A 21,218-nucleotide genomic window follows, 5' to 3' on the forward strand; every position below is an offset into this window, starting at 1 on the left:
CGTGGCAGCAATCCTTCAGCCCCTGCCGCCCCGCGATGCCATCGCCGCCTTTGCCGCCCGAACTGGCTCGCCAGTCGAGACGTTTTCCTATCTCGATATGTGGCAAGCCGAACATGCCACCAGCTTCACCGTCGCCAAGTCTGCCGGTTTCGATATCCTGAATGACATTCTGGCGACCATTGAGCGCCTCTTGAATGAAGGTCAGACCATCGAGCAGGCATCCCGCCAGTTGCGCCCGATCCTCGAAGCGAAGGGCTGGTGGGGCAAGAAATTCGTCGCGGATCCCGTGACGGGGGAAACTGTGCCGGCGCAGCTCGGCAGCACGCGTCGGCTTAGAACCATCTTCGATACCAACATGCGCGTGTCCTACGCGGCTGGACACTGGACGAGCTTCGAGCAGAACCGCCGCACCCGACCGTATCTGCGCTACGTCACCATGCGCGACGAGCACGTTCGTCCAGAACATGAGCGCCGGCACAATCTTGTTCTGCCGATCGATCATCCCTACTGGAACGAGTGGGCCCCGCCGTGCGGCTGGGGTTGCCGTTGCACCCTGCAGAGCCTCTCGCAGCGCGACATCGACCGGTTGATTGCCCAGGGCGAGAAGCTGATCTTCGAGCCACCGGAAAACACATGGCGCAATTTCGTCAACAAACGCACCGGTGAAGTGACCCGCGTTCCCGATGGCATCGATCCGGGCTGGGCGTATAATCCGGGCAAGGCCGGATACGAAGCGAGGGTTGCGCAACTGCTGGCGCAAAAGATAGCAAACGGGTTGGGCTCGCCTCAAACTCCGCCGTAGCTCCGATTGCAACAAAAGCCCGCAGGGAGCGTTTGACGAGCATGAACCGCGCCATCCATCATCCGGACGGCAAAAACGCTTCTACGGGCTTTTAATCGGCCTCAACTTTGGCGCCTGCTTCCCTTGCCCGGTTCAATCTGTCGCGTTATCCATATGACACCAAGACTTGCCGCTGGGATGGTAACTTTACGCTCCTGACCGGGATTACCCCGCTCCCTTAGATGGGAGCATGAAAAACGCTCTCGCAACCCTTCTTTCTTCTTCGTTCCTGACGGCGCATTCCGCCGAGCTGGTGGCAACTGCCACGGACGATGTCTGGCTGAAGCTCATTCCGGCCGGCACATTTTCCGGTCGCGATGGTCGCGGCCCGTATCATGCCGGTGATCTCGTATCCCTTCAGCGCATCGCCGACACGACCCGGCGCTATGCCGGTTCGACGGACATTCTTGTCGACTACGAACATCAGAGCCGTAATAGCCAGGAGAATGGCAAGCCCGCTCCTGCGGCCGGCTGGGTCAAGGAAGTCGAGGCGCGTCCGGACGGACTTTATGGCCGCGTCGAATGGACGGCCACCGCCGCCAACGCCATCAAGGCGAAAGAGTACCGCTACATTTCCCCGGTCTATTTTCACACGAAGGCAGGCGAGGTTCTCGCCCTCCAGACCGTGGCGCTGACCAATGTCCCCAATCTCGACCTGTTCGAGATCTCGGCACACTCCATTTTTTCCGCAGCCCAAACCACAGAGGTTTCCATGAAACGTTTGCTCGCTGCTCTCGGTCTTGCCGAGGGCGGCAGCGAAGACGATGTGCTTGTCGCCATCAATTCGCTGCTGACCAGCTCGACGGCAATTGCCGTTGCTGCCGGTCTCACAAAGGACGCCAAGTCCGAGGCGATCGCCACGGCCGTCCAGTCCGCCTTCGCCGATCGCAAGAAGATCGCGCTTGCTGCTGGCAAGAAAGAGGACGCCAGCGTTGACGAGATCGTCACCGTTCTGTCCTCGGCCCATACCGCCACCACGCCCGATCCGACGAAGTTCGTTCCGATCGAGCAGGTCACCGCCATGCAGGTCGATCTGAAGGCGCTGAAGGACAAGGACGCCAACAAGGATGCAGAGGCCGCAGTCGGCGACGCGATCCGCGATGGAAAGCTTGCGCCGGCGCTGAAGGATTGGGCGGTTTCGATGCACAAGGCCGATCCGAAGAAGTTCGAGGAGTTCGTGGGCAAGGCCCCGGTGCTCACCGCGGCGCAGCGCGCCCAGGTCACCGCCCCGAAAACCGGCGCCACTGCCACGCTCGATGATGCGGATGTCGCGATCATGCGGCAACTCAACCTGAAGCCCGAGGACATGGTGAAGTCCAGGGAAGCGATGGAGGCAAGCCGTTGACCGCCCTTTCCGCAGACCGCAACACCCCGCGCCGTGAACGCACCACGCGCCACGTCCCGGTCGCCGCCGGCGTCAAGCTTTATGCCGGCGCCATGGTCGCGATCAGCGCGACCGGCTTTCTCGTGCCGGTCACAGCCGCCGCGACCCTGAAGGCCGCCGCCCGAAACGCAAAGTTCGTCGATAACACGAGCGGCGGCAACGGCGCTGTGCTCGCCGAACAGGAACTCGGCACGTATCGCTGGGACAATTCGGCCGCAGCAGACCTCATCACCCGCGCCGATATCGGCAGCGATGCCTACGGCGTCGATGACCAGACCGTCGCGAAAACCAACGGCGGCGGCACCCGCTCGATCGTCGGCAGGATCGCCGATGTCGATGACCAGGGTGTCTGGATCACTCACACCTGAAAAAGGCAAGTCAATGGAACTCAATAGTGCTGTTCTTCGCTCTGCTGGTATTGGCTTCAATGCCTCATTCCAGCAGGGCCTGGGGTCCGCAACGTCGCTCTACCAGCGCGTTGCCACGATCGTGAACTCGACCACCGCGTCGAATGAATATGGCTGGCTGGGCAAGGCTCCGCGCTTCCGTGAATGGATTGGCGATCGCGTCATCAATGCGATGACGAAAAGCGGTTACACGCTGAAGAACCGTTCGTTCGAGAACACCATCGGTGTCGATCGTACCGACTTCGAGGACGACAATCTTGGTATTTATGGCCCGCTCTTCCAGGAGCTGGGCAATTCGGCCTCAACCTTCCCCGACGAACTCGTCTTCGCCTTGCTGAAAGTAGCATTCACGTCGCTTTGCTACGATGGCCAGTATTTCTTCGATACCGATCATCCCGTGCTCGACGAAAACGGCAAGCTCATCAATGTGGCCAACACTGACGGCGGAAACGGCACACCGTGGTTCCTGCTTGATGTTTCCCGTCCGCTGAAGCCGCTGATCTACCAGAACCGTAAACCGTTCACGAACCTCGTCCGCAAGGACAAGGAAGACGACGATAATGTCTTCTTCCGCAAGGAATACATCTACGGCGTGGATGGCCGATGCGAAGTCGGTTTCGGTTTCTGGCAACAGGCCTGGGGCTCCAAGCAGACGCTCGATGTCGCCCATTACGAAGCTGCCCGTGCAGCGCTGACTGGCATGAAGGGTGATTTTGGTCGCCCGCTCGGCATCATGCCGTCTCTCCTGGTCGTGCCGCCCAGCCTCGAAGGTGCTGCCAAGCGCATCGTCCAGAGCATCCTCGTCAACGGCGGTGAATCGAACCCGTGGGCGAATACTGCCGAAGTCATGGTTGTTCCCTGGCTGGCCTGATCTGCCTTGGCCGCCCAACTCCCTCCCGTTCAGTCGGGAGGGCTTTTTGAAAACCGCTCACCAGCCGCTTTCGCAAAGCCCTCGAAAGGATAGCTCTTATGTCGAAGCCTACGACATCTCCGAAGAAATCCCGTTCCACCGCGCCCGCTGTCGATCTTGAGACCGTCAAGACGGATGGCACGCAGGATGATGCAGCCGTTACCACATCGGTTGCATCTGACCCGTCAGGTTTGAGAGCACCTGACGGGAACAATACCGGCCCGACCGACGCCGATGGTTCTGCTGCTGACCAGGACCTCCCCGGCGAAGGGCACGCCAAGACCGATGCGGATGCGGCCACCGCATCGGTCGACCTTTCCACCGAACCCTCCCAGGGCGTTGCGGACGGAGCCGGCGCGAATGCCGGTTCCGAGCACCTCGAAGACACAATGGCAGGTGCGGTCAATAGCCTTCTAGTTGCTTCGGGAGCGGCAACCGTTGAGCAACTGCTGCACCTGTCCAACCTTGGAAGGCAGTTTCGCGAAACCCTGCATGAACTTGTTCATGAAGGTCTGGTGTCGGAGTTCTACATTGGCTCAACAACACCCGTGGATGCGTTTCGTGATCTCGCTGAAAAACAGCGCCTTGCTCTGGCACCTCCCGGTTTGGAACCTGGAAGCATGGTCGCCGTCAACGGTGACAGTCTCCTGAAGACTGGCGCAACACTTATGGAAGCCTTCGCTGATGCCGAACTCGACGAGATCGCGGCTGAACTCAATGTCCCGAAATCATGGCTTCACAGCGAAGACGTGTTTCAGGAGCGGTTTCCTTTAACGTACAGCATGGTGAAGCCGTTCACCCTTTCCAACTCGCAGCCCACACTGACAATTGTGAGCGCCCGCGATGGTTTCAGACGCGGCGGCATCTCCCACACCAAGGCCGCCCAATCTCACCCGCTTCTCTCACTTTCGCCAGAACAGGTGGAAGCCATGCTTTCGGAGCCACTCCTGACGGTTGAGGTCGTTTAATGACCTACGTCACGCAACAGGACCTGATCGACCGTTTCGGCGAGAAAGAACTGATCGAACTGACGGACCGCGTCAACAAGCCGGTTTCGACGATCAATCCTGTTGTCGTCGAGCGCGCCATTTCCGACGCCTCCGCCCTGATCGATGGCTACCTGAAAAAGGTCCTCAAACTGCCTTTGAGCGTCGTTCCTCCGGTGCTTACGAAGAACGCGGCCGATATCGCCCGCTATTATCTTCACGGCAAGGCGGCGGAAAAGGATAGCCCGGTCACCCGCGCCTTTAACGAGGCGATCGGTTTCCTGCGTGATGTGTCTCGCGGCCTGGTCGAACTGACGGACGGTGGAGAAACGCCGGCGCCTGCTGGTGGCGGCTCGGTTCGGGCGTCTGCGCCTGGTCGTGTCTTCACCCGTGACAGCCTGAAGGATTTCTGATGACGGGCTCGGCCATCTATCTCGATGACGAACTGACGCCGGTTCTCTCGCGGATCGGCCTTGCTGTCGCGCATCCCGGCGAACTGACATCGGCCTTTGCCGCGTACCTGGTCTTTTCGACACAACGCCGGTTTGAACTGGAGACGGGTCCAGACGGGCAGAAGTGGCAGGCGCTCGCCCGTCGCACGCAGTTGAAGAAAATACGCGGCCGGCAGCGCGGCGCAAACAACATCCTGCGGGTGACTACCGCGCTTTATCGCAGTGTCGTCGGGCACTCCGATGATCGGTCCGCTTCTGTCGGTTCGAACCTTGTTTATGCCCGTGTCCACCAGGAAGGCGGGCAAATCCAGATGTACGCCCGTAGCCAACGGGCATCGCTGGCGAAAATACGCGGCAAGTCGCGGTTCGTGACACGCGGGAAGAAGGGCTCGGTCGAGAAGAAAATCACGATCGGCGAACACACCATCGCCGTTCCGGCACGCCCGTACCTTGGTTTTTCTGCCGAGGATCGCACACGGCTTGTCGAGATCGGTCAGGATTTTCTGGAAGGTCAAGCACGATGATCGATTCAATTCTCGCCCGTCTCCTGGAAGACGACACGCCCTTCGCGATCGGCGGCGATGCGGCCGAACTCGCGGACGTGAAGGATCGGCCGAACAATCTTCCTGCCGTCTATGTCTACGTCTCGCACGAAAAGTCCGCGCCAAATCAGCACGTCAACATTGTTCGCCAGCGCACGGCCTTCGATGTCGCGGTCGTGATTGTCACCGAGAACTTGTCGCGAGGCGACAACGGCGCGGCGCGAGGCGACATCGAGGCGCTAAAGGCCTTTGTGCGTGGTCAGCTGCTCGGTTTCCTGCCGGCAGGCGCATCCGATCCGCTTGAACATGTCGAGGGCGAAATTCAACAGGCGCTGAACGGTGTCGTCTGGTTCGAGGACGTGTTCACCAGCGCCTACTACCAGGAGGCACAATAATGGACGGCCAGGGTGGCTCATACATCCGCAATGAGGACGGCTCCCTGACTTTGGTGAGCCGTACCGAACAGAAACAGACCGAAGCCGGCTTAAGCGAAGCTACCGCTGAAGAGGTCCGCACGAACGTCACCGGTACCGGCCGGAAACCGAAGGGAAACAACAATGGCTAAGCGTTACTGGCGAAATCGATCGCTCCTGGTGAAACCCGAGGCAACCTATGGCGTGGACGCTGTACCGACCGGCCTCGCCAACGCGATGCTTGGCACGAATGTGAGCCTTGAGCCGCTGCTCGGCGAAGATTTGAGCCGTGACCTGGTCCTGCCTTACATGGGCCATCAGGGCATCATTCTCGATGGCAACTATGCCCGTCTTTCTTACGAGATCGAGATTGCCGGTTCCGGTGTCGCAGGCACAGCCCCGGCGTTCGGCCCGGCGTTGCGCTCCTGCGGTTGGCAGGAAATCGTGACGGCCGGTCAGAAAGTCGAATACAAACCGGTCTCGAAGCTGTTCGAGAGCACCACGCATTATTTCAACATCGACGGCGTCAATCACGTTCTGGTCGGCACGCGTGGCACCATGACGTTCGGACTGACACCGCGCCAGATTCCGCGTTTTGTCTTCACCATGACCGGTTTGATCGGGACGATTGCTGACACCGCGTTGCCTGCCGTCGATGTCACCAAATTCATCGCGCCACTTCCCGTCAACAAGGCGAATACAGCTTTCTCCCTGTTCGGTTACGCCGCCGCATGTGAGGGCATTACCTTCGATCTGGCAAACCAGATCGAGCCGCGCATGCTCATCAACTCTGAATCGATCGAGCAGACCGACCGCCAGATGACGGGTAGCGCCATCATGGAAGCCACGCACCTTGCCGACAAGAACTGGTTCCAGATCGCCCGTGCCCACACCAAGGGCGTCCTCTCTGCGCAGCAGGGCACGGTCGCAGGTAACATCGTCAAGTTCGATGCGCCTGCCGTCCAGATCGGCCGCCCCACCTACGGCGAAACGCAGCGCATCATGAACAACACGTTGCCGCTGATGTTTACGCCCACCTCGGCAGGCAATGACGAGATCCTGCTCACCTTCCAGTGAGGGCCGGAGCCGATGCGCATTTATTGCACCTATTGCGGCTCCCAGCTCCACACCTTCGAAGCGTGCCCGAAAACATGGAACGGCAGCGCAACGCGGCTTCATCTGCGGTGCGCATATTGCGGCTCAAACAAACACGATTACGAGGCCCGCCCGAAAATCCGGAGCTATCCGGCCGAGGGCGGCATCATCATCCGGGACTGACATTGCGCCTTTGAGGCGCGCTTAAGGGAACTCAAATGGCCTTCAAACTCTCTCAGGAACTCACTTTCAGGTGGCCGGTCAAAGTGATCGAGCCAGACCCGCACACCCCCGGAAAACTGATCGAGCAGGAGTTTACTGCGCATTTTGCAATAATCGCACCTGACCGCGCCAAAGCCCGCGACGCTGAACGCCTCGCCCTTTTTGAACAGGTGAAGCCCGAGACCGAAGGCCAGGAACTGCGCGACATTAACAAGCGCATTGAGAAGCACGACTTCGAATCGCTGACCGACGTTTTGCGTGGCTGGGATGGTGTCTTTGACGACTATAACAACGCCATTCCCTTCAATCCGGAAACGGTCGAAATCGTCTGCGCCCACACCCGCGTGAAAAACGCACTTATCCGCGCCTACCGGGAATCCATCTCCGAAGATAAGGCCCGCCTGGGAAACTCGAATTAGTCGCTACGGCCTGGGCGCATGCCCGCCTCGGCCGTGCCGACAGAAGCAAACCCGTCGCCATCGATGACGACGCCCGCAAGCAGTTCGAAAAGATGGGCGTTCGTTTCACCGCCGCACCTGATGTTGAGGAAGATATCCAGATCATGCCCACCGCCTGGGATAGCTACATCGCCTTCCGCGCCTGCGAAACGCAGTGGCGCATGGCTATTGGCATGTCCGGAGTGATCTGGCTTGGCCTCGATTATCCTGCCTGCCGTCTCGTCCTCGATGACATCGCCGCGCCGGCGCATGTTTTCGCCGATCTCCGTTACATGGAAGGTGTAGCGATGCGCGTTCTCAATGAGGTGGATGGCTGATGGCTGACCCATTGAGAATTTCCGCCCGTATCGATATCGACCCGAGCAAGGCGCAACAGGGTGCAGCTGAAGGTGCCAAGGCTGTTACCTTGATCGGCACGGCAGCGGATCAGGCTGCCGAGCAGCTGGAAAAACTGAACCGTGCGGCGGGCGAAGGTCTCCGGACGCCTCTGGGTGGAAGCGGTACCGGCGCTGAACTGGACCGCCTGCGCGCTAAATATAATCCGCTCTATGCGGTCATCATGCAGTACAAACAGGCGCAGTTGGAAATCCGGAGCGCTCATGCTGCCGGCGCACTCTCCGCCGATGAGATGACAGCGGCGATTGATCGTAGTCGTCGATCGACGCTTGCCAGCATCGACGCGATCAAGGGCCGCAACAAGGCGATCGCGGACACACCCGTCGCAGCCAACGCAAACAAGGGCGTTAGGGGATTCGAGACCGCCAACATCGCTGCGCAATTGCAGGATATCGGTGTCACCACCGCAATGGGCATGTCACCATTACAGATTGCTCTCCAGCAAGGCACTCAGCTTTCCGCAATTATCGGCGGCATGCAGAACCCGATCCGAGGTTTAGCTGCTGCTTTTATGTCAGTCGTGTCACCCGTCTCGCTCGTGACGATCGGCGTCATTGCGGCCGGTGCTGCTGCAATCCAGTATTTCACGTCCGCGAAAGAGGGAGCCAAATCGACAGACGAAGTTCTGAAGGGGCACGCCGAAACGATCAAGACTTTGAAGGAGCGCTATGGCGAGGCTGCTTCGGGGCTTCGCGAATATGTCAACGAGGGTTCCACCGGCACCCTCGTTGACATCCGCGACCGCCTGCGGGACGCCCGCGACTTGATAGCGGAAGCGGCCACCGCTCGCAGCTCCTACTCACCTATGATCGCGCCGTATGTGAAGGACACCGACACGAATGTCGTAAAACAGTGGCGTCAAGCATTTATCGAGTTGCGCGACTCTATCCGCAGCGGTGAACCTGATATCTTGCGCTTTCGCGATGCGATGGCACGCATAGCAGCAAATAATGACGTGCCTGAAGGTCTACGCAAGCTTGCAAAGGAAATGCGCGACTTCAAGGATGAAGGCGTTGTCGAGACCGCCCGTGCCATTCCCGGAATGGTCGACCAAATTGGCCTAATTGGTGGTAAGGCACAAAATCAAGTTTCCGCCGTCCAAGAGTTGAATAAGGCACTTCGCGAACTCGCTGGCATCGCAATTCCAGCGATGACCCAAGCAGAAAACGCTCAGCGGCTGTATCAAACAGCTCTTTCCAATGCGAGGAACCGTGAACAACGTGATGACGCATACGGCGTCTACCAGGACGCGCTTCGGAGGATCGACAACCAGAATCCTACCGTAATCAATTCCGACGGCAACCGCACGAATGTCCCCCTGCCGGGCTCCAAACCAATCACTATTGGCGACCGTGATCGCGCAGCCGAGCGAGCCGCCAGCTCGACCGCCAACGCTTATCGCGATCTGATCAAGACGGCCGATGACCGCGTTGCCCAGATGAAGCTGGAGGCTGAACTTGCGGGACAGACCGGCGTTGCATCCGACGCTTTGCGCTTCAAGCTCGATCTGCTTCAGCAGTCCGAGGAGAAGGGCCGCTCGCTTTCCGCCTCGCAGGTCGAGGCGATCAACAGCCGCGTTGAAGCCTTCAAGAAATATGCCGAGGCGGCGGCTTCTGCCAAGCTGAAGGCCGACTTGCTGTTTGAGCGCGAGCAGCTCGGCCGCTCCGCGATTGACCAGCAGATTGCCGGTGGGCTTCGGTCATCCGGCCTGCCGGTCGATTTCAACAGCTATGAGGCTGGTCTCCTCCGGACAAACCTTCAGCTTCAATATGCCCGCGATCTGGCCGGCGATTTCACATCGACCTTCTTTGACGGATTGCGCCAGGGCGAAAGCGTCTGGGATGCTTTCGGCAACGCCGGTGTGAAAGCGCTTCAGCGCATTGCCGATACGTTGATGAACGATGTTCTGAACAGCATGTTTAGCGTGTCCAGCGCATCGAGCGGTTCAGGCGGCGGTCTTTTCAGCGGCTTGCTTGGCGGTCTCGGCAGTCTGTTCGGCGGTGGCAAGGGTGCTTTCCCGTCCGCTCCGGGCGGTCTCTACGCCAAGGGCGGCACCTTCCTTGACGGCATCAATGGCTTTTCCAACCAGGTCGTGAACAGACCGACCATGTTCGCTTTCGCCAAAGGCACCGGCCTGATGGGCGAAGCCGGTCCCGAGGCTATCATGCCGCTGACCCGTGACGCTTCCGGCCGTCTCGGTGTTTCGGCCGATGTCTCGCCGCTGATGTCGCAAAAGCAGGCTGGCAACATCAGCGCCGGCGCCGGCGCGCAGCGCATCGAGCTTGCCATCAAGCTCGGCCTGTCGGTCGACGAAAGCGGAAACATCATCCCAATCGTCAAGAAGGTCGTTGCCGAGGACGCGCCTGAAATCGCGCTAAGCATTGTCGAAACCTATGACAGCAATCTGCCGAACCGCATGGCGCAGATCGACAGCGATCCGAGGTTGCGCTGATGGTCGCCCCGCTTTCCCTTGCCCGTATCAACGACATCCTGCCGATCGAAACCGTCGAATGGGACATCCAGCGCAACGACGAACTGTCTGGTGACGGTAACGGCGATCTCTGGCAGGCCGAACTGGCGGACCCGTTCTGGCGGGCGACCGTAACGCTCGGCCGTGGCCTGCATGCGGAGCTGAAGAGAATAGCTGCCCGCATCCGGGCGTTGGAAGGCGCAAAACAGTCTTTCCTGCTCGTCGACCCGTTGTCACCGTTCCCGGCCGCCGATCCGAAAGGCATGATCGTCGCCGGCGCCAACGTCACCATCCGCGCGACCGGCAACCGTTATCTCGCCCAGGTCTCCGGCCTGCCGGCGAACTACGTTCTGACCGAAGGCGATAAAGTGCAGATCGTCTACGGTACGCAGGAAGCGCCCCGATACGCCTTTGTCGAGGTATCCCAGGACGTGATCGGCACGGCGGGCGGTATTGCCGACATCCGCGTGTACCCGCGCCTGCCCTTGTCGCTCGTCATTGGCGCGCCCGTCACGCTCGCCCGCCCGGCCTGCGCCATGATCATCCAGCCTACCACCCACAAGCCCGGAACTGCACGCCGATCGGTGACAGAGGGCGCGGCCTTTACCGCACTCCAGAAGAAGAGGAGCTGACGTGAGAAACCAACCATTCGAAATCACCGAGATCCTCAACAATGTGAAGGACGACAGCCTGATCGACAGAAAGGCCGTCTGGATCGTCGCCAAGAACCGGCAGACCGGCTTGAAAGAAGGTCTCGGCGTCTGGGGCGGTGACGAGGATCTCGGCCTGACCGTCATCGAGGGCGAGAACGGCACAACGGTGACGCGGCCCTATTACGGCGGCGGCAACCTGCTTTCGATCGGAGATATCCCGCGTGTTTCGGACTTTACAATCCAGACCGTGGCGATCGATCTGTCGAAGATCGCCGATATCGCCCGCAAGGTCACCCGCGAATATGACGTGCACCGCGCTTACGTCGAGATCCACGACATCACCTTGCGTCCGGACACCGGCATGCCGGCAGCGCCTGAAGAACCGGTTTTTATCGGCATCGTCGACGGCGCCCCCGGCAAGACTCCGCGTGTTGGCGGACAGGGAAAAGCCACGCTGAAGATCGTTTCGGAAGTCATGCGCATGCTCGGACGCACCAATCCGGAAAAGTCTTCCTATGAGGCGCAGCGCCTGCGCGATAATGACGAATTCTTCCTCTATGCCGGCCAGATCGACAGCTGGGAAGTTCCGTGGGGGGCGAAATGATCGCGCTCACCCGCTTGGCCGACTGGAGACGGCAATTCGAAACCGCGATCGATGATATCAAGGCCAAGCCCTTTGCCTGGTACGATCACGATTGCGGCCCCGGCCTTGCCGGCCGCCTCGTCAAGGCACAGACCGGCATTGACGTGGCCGGCTTCGTCGTTGGCCGTTATCACGACGCTGCCAGCGCTGCCCGACTGATCCGTGAACTCGGTTTCGAGACGCTGGGCGAACTGGTCGGCTCGATGCTGCCGGTCATCCATCCGAGCGAAGCCCGTGTGGGCGATATCGCCGCAATCGAAGTCGGCGGGCCGATCGGTCATGCGCTTGGCGTCGTCAATGGCGAGCGCATCTTTGTTCTCGGTGAAACAGGCATCGGCACGGTCGATCTGCTCAAAGCCGCCATGTGCTTCAAGGTAGGTTAGAATGGCTTTGAAGCGCCTTTTATGGACACTCGCATTTCTGCTGTTTGCCGCGACGGCCGTTAAGGCCGCGCCGGTCGGAGGTCTGATCGCCGGTATTGCCGGATCGATCCTGTCTGCCGGCACCTTCGTCAAGCTCGCAATCGGCCTTGCCATCAATGTCGGCCTGTCACTTTACCAGCAGGCGAAGGCGCGGCGTGAGGCCCGCAAGAACCAGCAGAGTACCGGTGGCGTCAAGCTGTCGATCCAGATGGGCGAAAGCGTTCCGCGCTCCTATCTGATCGGCACCAGGGCAACGGCCGGCCGCCGCGCCTATTTCGGGAGCTGGGGCGAGGAAGAGAACACCCCGAACGCTTATGCGACAGAAGTCATCGAGATTTCCTGCCTCCCCTCCTATGCCGGGCCGCAGGGCGTGGACGCTGTCTGGTTCGGCGACACGGCCGGCACGATCCTCTGGAACGAACCGCATCCGGACGGGCGGGGCTATCCCGTCGCGCAGTATCGCCGAAACGGCGTAGACTATCTCTGGTTCAAGTATCTTGACGGCTCGCAGACCACGGCCGACAGCTTTTTGCTGTCCCGCTTCGGCGGCAGAGCCGAGCGGCCTTACAAGGACACGATGATCGGCCGGGGTTGCCAGATCGTCATTGTCACCGCCCGCCGCCACGAGGAGCTGTTCCGCAACGGCTTTCCGCAGGGTCTTTATCAGCCACGGCCGATGCGCCTCTATGACATCCGCAAGGACAGCAGCGTCGGCGGCAATGGCTCGCATCGCTGGCACGATCCCTCGACATGGGAGCCGAGCGATAACCTGCCGCTAATGATCTACAACATCGCACGCGGCATCTATTACAATGGCCGGTGGGTTCATGGCGGCCGCAACTTTTCCACCTACCGTTTCCCGGTCTCCTCGTGGATCGCGGCGCTTAATGAAGCCGACCGCGACATGGGCGGCGGCCGTCGCCAGTTCCGGGGCGGTCTGGAAGTGTCGGTCGATCGAGACGGCCTCGATGTGATCGAGGATTTGCGCCTTGGCTGTAGCGGAAGACTTGCGGAAGTGGGCGGCCGGATCAAGATGCTGATCGGTGCGCCTGGCGCCGCCGTCTACAGCTTTACCGATCGGGAAATCGTCGTCACGTCCGACCAGGACTATGAGCCTTTCCCGACGATCGCCGCTACGCACAACACCATCACCGGCGTTTATCCGGAACCGGCGCAGCGCTGGGCCGACAAGGACGCTCCGGAACAGTCCTCGCCCGAGCTGCTTGCCCGCGACGGTGGCGAGCGCCTGGCCGTCTCTGTTCGTTTCGATGCCGTGTCGTCGTCCGCTCAGGTGCAGTCGCTCACCTCGACGATGATTCTGGACGAACAGCGCTGGCGCACCCACGAGTTTACCCTGCCGCCCAACGCGGCAGCACTTGAGCCCAACGACCCGGTTGCCTGGTCGAGCGACGGAAACGGCTATTCGAACAAGAAGTTTCTGGTTGATCGGGCGATCCCGATGCCCGGCCGCCTTCAGCGCGTCATCATCAAGGAAATCGATCCGTCCGACTATGATCCGCCGTCAATCATCGTTCCGCCCGTCATTGGCTGGATTGGTCCCGTTCCCGTACCGCCGCAGCCGATGTACGGCTGGCAGGTGTTTCCGGCCACGCTTCCCGATGCTGAAGGCAATCCGCGCTATCCGACTATTGAAGTGCGCTGCGCACCCGGTCAGGACGATGTCAGCTATGTGCGCGTCCAGGTGAAGCTGACTGCGACTGATGAACTCGTGTTCGATAGCGGCGATGCTACCGTGATGTACGAACCGCCCTATGCGTGGATTTTGAATGCCGTGCTTGCGGGGAATGCCGACTACCAGGCGCGCGGCAAGTTCGTTCCGACATCGAACCGCCCGACCGATTGGGGCGGCTGGCTTCCGGTCCGCACGCCGAACATTGACGGTTCCGATGTGACGGTTGGTCTCGGCCAGGTCCGCGACGATGTCAAAAACCGCATGATGGAACTGCAGCACCAGATGGACCAGCTCGCGGGTATGGTGGAAAGCCTCTCCCTGTCTGTCGTTTCAAGCGATGTCATCAACCAACTCGACCGTGACGTGATCCGATCGGAACTCGGCGGCGCAATCGCAAGCGTCATAGATGAGAGCGAAACCCGCGTAACGGCTGAAGGTGCAATGGCTCGCCGTCTTTCGGCTGTCCGCGCCGAGATGGGGAATGTGTTGGCGGAAGGCTACCTTTCGATGAAGGCCAACACCGTGGGAGACACTCTGGCAAACGTCGAATTCGGGGTCCGCGCCCAAAAAGGAGACCAGACTGCCCTGGGAGCATTCATCCTCGAAATCATCAATCAGGGCGGCGTCCTTAAGGCGCAGGAAATCCATTATTCGGACCGCTTTATAATTGTCGCCCCGGACGGCTCGGGCGGTCAGGGCGTATTCACCTTCGACCAAAATGGCGCGAAGCTCGCCGTTGCCAACATCGGAACGGTGCGCGCCGCCTACATGGAAGGCTATAACGGCAAGATGATGCTCGACCTCAACAACGGACGAATGAGGATTCGATCAGCATGATTCAGCTTCACATCGGATTGGATTATGAGGGCGTCGGCAGCGTCAAGATTACCAAGGGCGCTTATGACCCCGGCATGACCCATGACAATACGCTGGGCGCGTTCCTCTACAATTCGAAATTCGCTGTCCAGGCGAAGATTGCCGGTCGCGACACCCAGCCGTTCCGGGACGGCGAATACAATTATCCACCCGGCGCCGGCGTCGATAACTTCTCTCTGCGCAGCTGGCGTTATCCGAGTGACGTTGCACAGAACCGGGTGTTTTATCGGGCGGCATATTTTCCCGGTCTGAACTACACACTGCCGCTGTTTGATGTCCTCGTTCGCCGCATCACTGACAATTATTACGTCAACGCGCGCTCGATCCTCAGCACCTATGGATACGAGAGCCGAGGCGAGCGCATCGCGACCGTGATGCCGCTCAACGACCAGTCCGACTTCGGGTGGAAACTGAACAACCGCACTCTGGTGGATACCAATTACCGTACCTTCGGCGACATTCTTCAGCTGTCCAATATGTTCGGACCTGTCAACTCGGGGAACTACAATTACCTGACCAACGAACTTGTGGTCTGGAACCTGCCGGGTGACGAAGCGGGCATCGTCGATGCCCAGCCCATGCCGCCAAACCCGGAGCACTTCGCGGTCAATCTGGATAGTTCAGGGCTGCGGGTGGCAAAGCCCGGCTACAACGTCGATACCGCGTTTGGAACGCAACTCGCCTTCGACAGCACCAATCGGCCAACGAAGATCGTCGCGGCCGATGACGTCTACGTGCCTCCGGGCGGATCGGAATATGTGCTGCCCATGGCCGTGCCTGACGGCACCATGTGCATCGTCAATTTCTATACGGGCGGCACCATCGTCTATCCTGCCAATCCTCACGAGGCACAGAGCGGAGCGGACTGGCGCATTGCCGGGAATCGCCTCTACTTCAGCAATCCGAATGGCGGATGCCGGGCGCGCTTCATGGTCGTGGCTTTCGACCAGACGCCACCAACGGCTGGCGATAATGATGTCTACCGCATGTTCGAGGAGAATGGCGAAGACGTTATCCAGTTCCTGCGACCAGGTGCCGGCAATCCGCCCGCCTTTGCCGATATCATCGTCGATAGCCGCTGGCCGGCGATCTCACTACTTGCCCAGGGGTATTTTGGTGTTGGCGGCGGCGCACAGAACACGGCTATCCCGATCGACACGACGAACTTCTATCCGATCGTCCGCTACATGACGGTGCATTCTGGCTATGGCGGAGAGAATGGCGGCGACAACTCATATTCAAAAATGATCCGCCCGCCGATCACCGCCAAGTATCGCGTCAATCACCCGACGGTTGGTTTCTCGTGGAGAGATTCGGGCGACAGTTCATATGTGACGATCAACTCAAACGCGGCGGTCTTTACGACCTTCTCGGGAGCGGCCGCTTACGCTCGCGTCATCAACAATGGCGGCGGCAGCTACTCCGTTTCCTACACCTATCCATCATCGCCGGTGATCGGCATTCGCTACTACATCTTTGGCATCCCGAAGAAAGACTGATCATGACCGCACTTTACATCAGCGGCACAATTGCCCTCGTCAACGGTTCGCCCGTCATCAACGGTATCGACACCGCATGGAAAACCGCCCTCATTGTCGGCGGCACTGTTCACGTTGAGGCCGAGGGCAATCCGTTGCCCATATTGCCCGACGACAGCGCCGGCGCATCCGAGCATCCGATTACCGACACGCAGATGACAGCCGCGATCAAATGGCAGGGCGCGTCCGGAACCTACAAATATGCCCTGGTCCGGGAAAACACTTACACCTCGCAGCAATCTGCTAATGCCACCGCTGTCTCTGAGCTGCTGCGCCGGCTGAACAATCCGACCATCGCGGCCATCGCTGGCGTCCAGGGCGAGCAGGATCATCTTATCCTTCTCACAGGGCCGAGCACGGCGACGATCATTCCGCGCACGTCGCTCATCCAGGGCATCGAGGCGGATGCCACCGTTGAAACCCCTGCTAACCTCGTAACCTATGACGGTGAAGCGGCCGGGTTCATTGTGCTGGTGTCAAACGCTGGAAATCAGCGAGCAGCGCTTTACTTCAAGAAATCCGCGACCGCTGGCGATTGGTCGGCTCCGGCATTCCTCACGGGCGAGAAGGGTGATCAGGGGAATATCGGTCCGACCGGCATCACGTGGCGTGGCGCCTGGAATGGAGCTGCGGCTTACTCGAAAAACGACGTTGTCCAGAACAATAAGTCGGCGTGGATCGCCCTGCGCGCCAATGCAAACGTTGCACCCCCGGTGCTTCCCACAACGGCAAATGCGGATTGGGAGCTTTTCGCACGAGCCGGCGTCGATGGCACGGGCACAGGTGATGTGGTTGGGCCAGCCGCAGCTGTATCGGCTGGTGCACTTGCCCAGTTTACCACCACAGACGGAAAAACCCTCGGGCCTGCGACAATCGGTTCGCCTGCCCTTCTCGGGAGGGTCGCTGCCGGCGTGGGTGAGGTCGAGAGATTGACCCCCGCACAAGCACGTCAGGTCCTCGGCGGATGGGTGTTTATCGGGGACTATGTCCTCGACGGATTGACTGGTCTCGATATCAACAATCTTGGCGCATTCAGGTCCCTAAGAATACAGTGCTCATTCATCGCTAACGGCAACACATCAAGTGGGCTAAGATTTTCTTCGGACAATGGCTCAAGCTTCTACATGGACAACGATGAGTTTGCCTATACGCTCGTACAAAACTCAACGGCATCAGGCGGCAACATTGTTAATGGTGACGAGAATATATCCTCGGTTGCCCCGTCATTTGGTGACCATTCCGGCGCTACCGGTTGGGCTAATTCTTCAACGGTTCTTGTCCATTCATTCAACAACAACAGAAACGCGATAATTCACGCCCAGACATACGGGCAAGTACCTAACGGCAGATACATAAGGGAGGTTGGTTCTGCAAATAAGAGAGCCATATCAATGAATGCTCTGCGCATGGCATTAACTTCTGCAACAACAATTCAATACGGCAGATTTTACATTGAAGGGATGAAGGGGTGAAAAGGTTAGTCGCGAATGCCGAAACAGGCGAAATAGTCGAAGTAGATTTGACCGCCGAAGAAATCGCGGAGTTGGAAGCGTCCGCGCCGCCTATCGTCTTACCGGAACCTGTCACCATCGTCTTTAACGTCGACCTCTGGTCCCGGATGACGGACGACGAAGCAGATCAGGTCGGCGCCGCCATGGACCAGCAGCCCTTCCGCGTCCGAAAAATCTTCGAAAGCGCCAGCTCCTTCCGAAGCGACCATGAACTGTGGCCGCTGCTGGAGCAAATCGCCACCACGCTTTTCGGGGCAGAGCGAGCGGCGCAAATCCTCGCCCCTTCAGCGTAACCCACACTTCAAAGGACACCCGATGCCCGAACGTCTCAATGCCAACACCGCAACCGCTATCGGCGGCGTATTCAACCCTGCCGGTGATTTTTCCATCCAGGCCGACATCCCGCCCGGCTCCTCGGCCGTCGTCAACATCGAGGGGCAGGCGGATAATGCCGCACCTTGGGTGTCGCTTGGCGGTATCAGCGCCAGCACCATCCCGCCGATGCGGCGGTTTGCCAAATGCCCGAATGTGCGTCTCACCCTTTCGGGCAACAATGACGCCAAGGTCATCAAGGCCTGGAGTGGTGAATGAACGGGCTGTTTCGCTCCCTCAACATCCCTTTGGCGCAGCCGGCCGACGTGTCTTTGATGCCCTCGCCATTGAGAGGCGAGCAATCCGTTGCCAACGCTTTCGGAAATATGAAGACCAAGCTTGAAGCTGGTGAACACGTCGTCATCTTTATTGACGGCGACAGCACCGCGCATTCGGAGTTCGGCACCTATTACAAGTTCGCGGTGGCTTTGGGCGATCTCTATAACGCCACCGTCATCATGCACCGGTGGGCTGAATGGGGCGGCGCGTCCGCCAACGGCCCGAAGGAATATGCCGCGCCGGTGACGCTTCGCAACGGAACATCGCAGACCATTGATGTCTGGCTTGCCTCTTTGCCGGGACAGGTTGCCGGATGCATGTTCGAAGCTTCCCGCAAACCAGCCGCAGTCGATGCGATACCGAAACCGGACGTGGCGATCATCCATCACGGCCATAACATGTCGACGTTTGAAACGCCTGGCAACGATCTGGCGATCGGACGCGGGCTGTTCTGGTCGGTCATCGGCCTGATAAGCTGGCAGTGGCAAGGCGTTCCGCAGGTCATCACCACACAGAACCCGTGGCGCGACACCACGGGTTACGACAAGGTCTATAACGCCATTCTCGGCGTTGCCTCGGTTTTCCCGAGCCTCACGGTTGTCGATAGCCACAAGCTTTTCATCGACGCCGGCAAGGATGCGAACCTTTATCGGACCGGCGAGGGGACACCAGTTGTCCACCCTTCGGACACGCAAGCCAATGCGGCCGGCGCGCAAAAGGTCACTGATGCGCTTCTGGATACGTTCAGGAAAGCAAGGAAAGCGGCGTTCTCGACGGTCAGCTGGATGGAGCTGCCGATCGGCACAAACCTGTTCGTCAACGGCGATCTCGCGAACTGGCCGAGCACGGTTCCCGTGAACTTCCAGAACGTGGCAGGAAACACCGTCACGAAGGATACGGACCCCGCCAACATCTTCCCCGGTTCCGGAGCGGCCTACTCCGCCAGGGTAAAGCCGGCCGATGCAAACGGTCACTTCTCCAGCCTGTCCAACTCCTTTGATGCGGCCGAGCGGGCTTCGATGGCCGGGAAGACAGTCACGGCAATCATGTTCGCCAAAGCCAATCCGTTGCAGCGCACCCCAACGACCAGTTTCGTCACGCGCGCCAACAATGGCCTGCGAACGTACACTGGCGGCGGCTTGATGTGGGGAGCCAACTCGGGCGCAGGCGGATGGATGCCGATCGTCTATGGCGGCATACCCTGTGACGCCGTCAACGACGACGCGAATTCCACGTACAGGTTTGCCCCGGCCTTCGGTGGCGCTGCCGCTCCCACAGCTGATGTAAACTGGCTTCAGCGGTGCGTAATCATTGAGGGCCTCGTGCCTCGCCTCGGTCTCGTCAGGCCGTAGGATTTGCGAACATCCATCCGGACAAGACCGGGTGGCCGGGGTGCTGAAACACCCCAAGCGACGGGGCAAAGATTGGCGTCCAAACCCGTCCGACAGCGACACACGATAACCGTCGCACCCGTACCCTGCAGGGCGGGTTTCTTGTGACTGACTCGTGAGCTTTTTGATATGCAAAACATTCGTTGTGGCACCTGCTCAGCCCTTCTTTTTAGGGCTGGACAGGGAGCCATTTCCAACGACATAGAAATCAAGTGCCGCCGCTGCGGCACCATCAATCATTTGAGGCCAACAGAGCCCTTAACCGACCGCCAGGAGCGGCAACCAAGGATGAACTCGTGTGGCTCTACATACCTCCAGAAATGATCTCTGCGGCGTCTCGCTCTGCGCTGGCGTCGGCGGCCTTGAACTCGGCCTCCATATTGCCGAACCCTCCTACAGAACTGTTTGTTACGTCGAGCGGGAAGCCTTCCCTGCGGCCACTCTCGTGGCGAGGATGGACGACAAGACCCTGGATAAAGCACCTGTCTGGGATGACGTTACCACCTTCGACGGCGCGCCTTGGCGCAGAAAGGTTCATATCCTCACTGCCGGATATCCCTGCCAGCCCTTCAGCTTTTCCGGCCGGCGCAAGGGCGAAGACGATCCCCGGCACCTCTGGCCTCACGTCCGCAGGATCGCCGAGGAACTCGATCCCGAATGGTGCTTCTTCGAAAACGTCGAAGGCCATATGTCCCTGGGAGCCGATACGGTTTTCGGGGACCTTCGAGCAATGGGCTTTACAGTCAAAGCGGGCTTGTTCAGCGCGGCAGAAACTGGCGCATCCCACCAGCGTCGGCGGCTCTTCATTGTGGCCCACGCCGACAAAATCGATCTACTGCACGAAGATCGAAATGGAACTGGTCAACAACTGCTTCAAGATGAGGGACGATGCGGCAGCAGCCGGGTCGCAGTTCGGCATCGGGAAGGCTGCTCGGCTCTGGACGCAGATATGGCTACTGATGCAGGCATGCGGAGCGACGCCGACGCGGCCGTTCAAATTCCCATTTTCCCGCCCGCTCCATCTGAGTTTGAACGCTGGGCACCGATCCTCACCCGGCGACCTGACCTTCAACCCGAACTTTTCGGACTGGATCATGGGATGGCCGATCGGATGGACCGATCCGATGCAGCCGGTAACGGAGTGGTCAGCCTGGCTGCGGCATATGCGTGGCGCACTCTCAAAAATGCCCATTTAAGCGGGCATTAAAGGCTCCTCGAAGCATCCTCAACGCGGCCTCAAAACCGCGTTGAGACTTTAAGGAGA

The 21,218-nt window shown here is 59.5% G+C and carries 24 protein-coding genes; all 24 read left to right on the top strand.

The window, feature by feature from the left end:
* Position 1 precedes the first annotated feature (1 nt).
* The 24 genes from FB593_RS11720 (at position 2) to FB593_RS11830 (ending at position 21,161) form a co-directional block, all read left to right on the top strand.
* Positions 2-802 carry a phage minor head protein gene (locus tag FB593_RS11720; RefSeq protein ID WP_145166603.1) on the top strand — a complete coding sequence of 267 codons (801 nt, stop codon included), beginning with the start codon at positions 2-4 and terminating at the stop codon, positions 800-802.
* A 229-nt stretch (positions 803-1,031) separates the two neighbouring features.
* The gene (locus FB593_RS11725) at positions 1,032-2,186 is read left to right on the top strand and encodes a phage protease (RefSeq protein ID WP_145166604.1); all 1,155 of its coding nucleotides are present in this window, start codon (positions 1,032-1,034) and stop codon (positions 2,184-2,186) included.
* The gene (locus FB593_RS11730; protein WP_145166605.1) at positions 2,183-2,593 is read left to right on the top strand and encodes a hypothetical protein; all 411 of its coding nucleotides are present in this window, start codon (positions 2,183-2,185) and stop codon (positions 2,591-2,593) included. Before FB593_RS11725 ends, FB593_RS11730 begins: the two co-directional genes overlap by 4 nt.
* 13 nt (positions 2,594-2,606) lie before the next feature.
* Positions 2,607-3,503 carry a Mu-like prophage major head subunit gpT family protein gene (locus tag FB593_RS11735; protein WP_112191620.1) on the top strand — a complete coding sequence of 299 codons (897 nt, stop codon included), beginning with the start codon at positions 2,607-2,609 and terminating at the stop codon, positions 3,501-3,503.
* 98 nt (positions 3,504-3,601) lie between these two features.
* Entirely contained in the window at positions 3,602-4,510 is a 909-nt protein-coding gene (locus FB593_RS11740; RefSeq protein WP_145166606.1) for a hypothetical protein, read from the top strand.
* On the top strand, positions 4,510-4,941 hold the full coding sequence (locus FB593_RS11745; protein WP_145166607.1) for a gp436 family protein: 432 nt from the start codon (positions 4,510-4,512) through the stop codon (positions 4,939-4,941). The genes FB593_RS11740 and FB593_RS11745 overlap by 1 nt, the downstream gene beginning before the upstream one ends.
* Complete coding sequence (locus FB593_RS11750) at positions 4,941-5,504, top strand: phage virion morphogenesis protein (protein ID WP_112191623.1); 564 nt, start codon at positions 4,941-4,943, stop codon at positions 5,502-5,504. Before FB593_RS11745 ends, FB593_RS11750 begins: the two co-directional genes overlap by 1 nt.
* A complete protein-coding gene (locus tag FB593_RS11755; protein WP_112291899.1) occupies positions 5,501-5,917 on the top strand; it encodes a hypothetical protein in 417 nt (138 codons plus the stop codon). The genes FB593_RS11750 and FB593_RS11755 overlap by 4 nt, the downstream gene beginning before the upstream one ends.
* Complete coding sequence (locus tag FB593_RS27525) at positions 5,917-6,087, top strand: hypothetical protein (protein WP_186447909.1); 171 nt, start codon at positions 5,917-5,919, stop codon at positions 6,085-6,087. Before FB593_RS11755 ends, FB593_RS27525 begins: the two co-directional genes overlap by 1 nt.
* A complete protein-coding gene (locus FB593_RS11760; protein WP_145166608.1) occupies positions 6,080-7,012 on the top strand; it encodes a phage tail tube protein in 933 nt (310 codons plus the stop codon). The genes FB593_RS27525 and FB593_RS11760 overlap by 8 nt, the downstream gene beginning before the upstream one ends.
* A 236-nt stretch (positions 7,013-7,248) precedes the next feature.
* A complete protein-coding gene (locus tag FB593_RS11765; protein ID WP_145166609.1) occupies positions 7,249-7,671 on the top strand; it encodes a phage tail assembly chaperone in 423 nt (140 codons plus the stop codon).
* A gap of 143 nt (positions 7,672-7,814) precedes the next feature.
* The gene (locus FB593_RS28055; RefSeq protein ID WP_367078662.1) at positions 7,815-8,027 is read left to right on the top strand and encodes a DUF1799 domain-containing protein; all 213 of its coding nucleotides are present in this window, start codon (positions 7,815-7,817) and stop codon (positions 8,025-8,027) included.
* Positions 8,027-10,558, top strand: coding sequence for a phage tail length tape measure family protein (locus FB593_RS11775; RefSeq protein ID WP_321186276.1), 2,532 nt, complete (start codon positions 8,027-8,029; stop codon positions 10,556-10,558). Before FB593_RS28055 ends, FB593_RS11775 begins: the two co-directional genes overlap by 1 nt.
* Complete coding sequence (locus tag FB593_RS11780) at positions 10,558-11,208, top strand: hypothetical protein (protein WP_145166611.1); 651 nt, start codon at positions 10,558-10,560, stop codon at positions 11,206-11,208. The genes FB593_RS11775 and FB593_RS11780 overlap by 1 nt, the downstream gene beginning before the upstream one ends.
* A 1-nt stretch (position 11,209) precedes the next feature.
* On the top strand, positions 11,210-11,833 hold the full coding sequence (locus FB593_RS11785) for a hypothetical protein (RefSeq protein ID WP_112191630.1): 624 nt from the start codon (positions 11,210-11,212) through the stop codon (positions 11,831-11,833).
* Positions 11,830-12,255: a DUF6950 family protein gene (locus FB593_RS11790; RefSeq protein WP_145166612.1), complete on the top strand. Its 426-nt coding sequence runs from the start codon at positions 11,830-11,832 to the stop codon at positions 12,253-12,255. Before FB593_RS11785 ends, FB593_RS11790 begins: the two co-directional genes overlap by 4 nt.
* 1 nt (position 12,256) lies before the next feature.
* Positions 12,257-14,824 (top strand): phage tail protein, encoded by a 2,568-nt coding sequence (locus FB593_RS11795; protein WP_145166613.1) that lies wholly within the window; start codon positions 12,257-12,259, stop codon positions 14,822-14,824.
* Positions 14,821-16,362 carry a hypothetical protein gene (locus FB593_RS11800; RefSeq protein ID WP_145166614.1) on the top strand — a complete coding sequence of 514 codons (1,542 nt, stop codon included), beginning with the start codon at positions 14,821-14,823 and terminating at the stop codon, positions 16,360-16,362. The genes FB593_RS11795 and FB593_RS11800 overlap by 4 nt, the downstream gene beginning before the upstream one ends.
* A gap of 2 nt (positions 16,363-16,364) precedes the next feature.
* The gene (locus FB593_RS11805) at positions 16,365-17,873 is read left to right on the top strand and encodes a hypothetical protein (RefSeq protein WP_145166615.1); all 1,509 of its coding nucleotides are present in this window, start codon (positions 16,365-16,367) and stop codon (positions 17,871-17,873) included.
* Positions 17,870-18,205, top strand: coding sequence for a hypothetical protein (locus tag FB593_RS11810; protein WP_210246035.1), 336 nt, complete (start codon positions 17,870-17,872; stop codon positions 18,203-18,205). Before FB593_RS11805 ends, FB593_RS11810 begins: the two co-directional genes overlap by 4 nt.
* A 22-nt stretch (positions 18,206-18,227) precedes the next feature.
* Positions 18,228-18,503, top strand: coding sequence for a hypothetical protein (locus FB593_RS11815; RefSeq protein WP_145166616.1), 276 nt, complete (start codon positions 18,228-18,230; stop codon positions 18,501-18,503).
* Entirely contained in the window at positions 18,500-19,915 is a 1,416-nt protein-coding gene (locus FB593_RS11820) for an SGNH/GDSL hydrolase family protein (RefSeq protein ID WP_145166617.1), read from the top strand. The genes FB593_RS11815 and FB593_RS11820 overlap by 4 nt, the downstream gene beginning before the upstream one ends.
* A 168-nt stretch (positions 19,916-20,083) precedes the next feature.
* Positions 20,084-20,278 carry a Com family DNA-binding transcriptional regulator gene (locus tag FB593_RS28060; protein WP_080723101.1) on the top strand — a complete coding sequence of 65 codons (195 nt, stop codon included), beginning with the start codon at positions 20,084-20,086 and terminating at the stop codon, positions 20,276-20,278.
* The gene (locus tag FB593_RS11830) at positions 20,253-21,161 is read left to right on the top strand and encodes a DNA cytosine methyltransferase (protein ID WP_145166618.1); all 909 of its coding nucleotides are present in this window, start codon (positions 20,253-20,255) and stop codon (positions 21,159-21,161) included. The genes FB593_RS28060 and FB593_RS11830 overlap by 26 nt, the downstream gene beginning before the upstream one ends.
* Positions 21,162-21,218: the final 57 nt, after the last annotated feature.

Origin of the sequence: Rhizobium sp. SJZ105 (genome assembly GCF_007828365.1) — a bacterium.
In the GTDB taxonomy this organism is placed as follows: Bacteria; Pseudomonadota; Alphaproteobacteria; order Rhizobiales; family Rhizobiaceae; genus Agrobacterium; species Agrobacterium tumefaciens.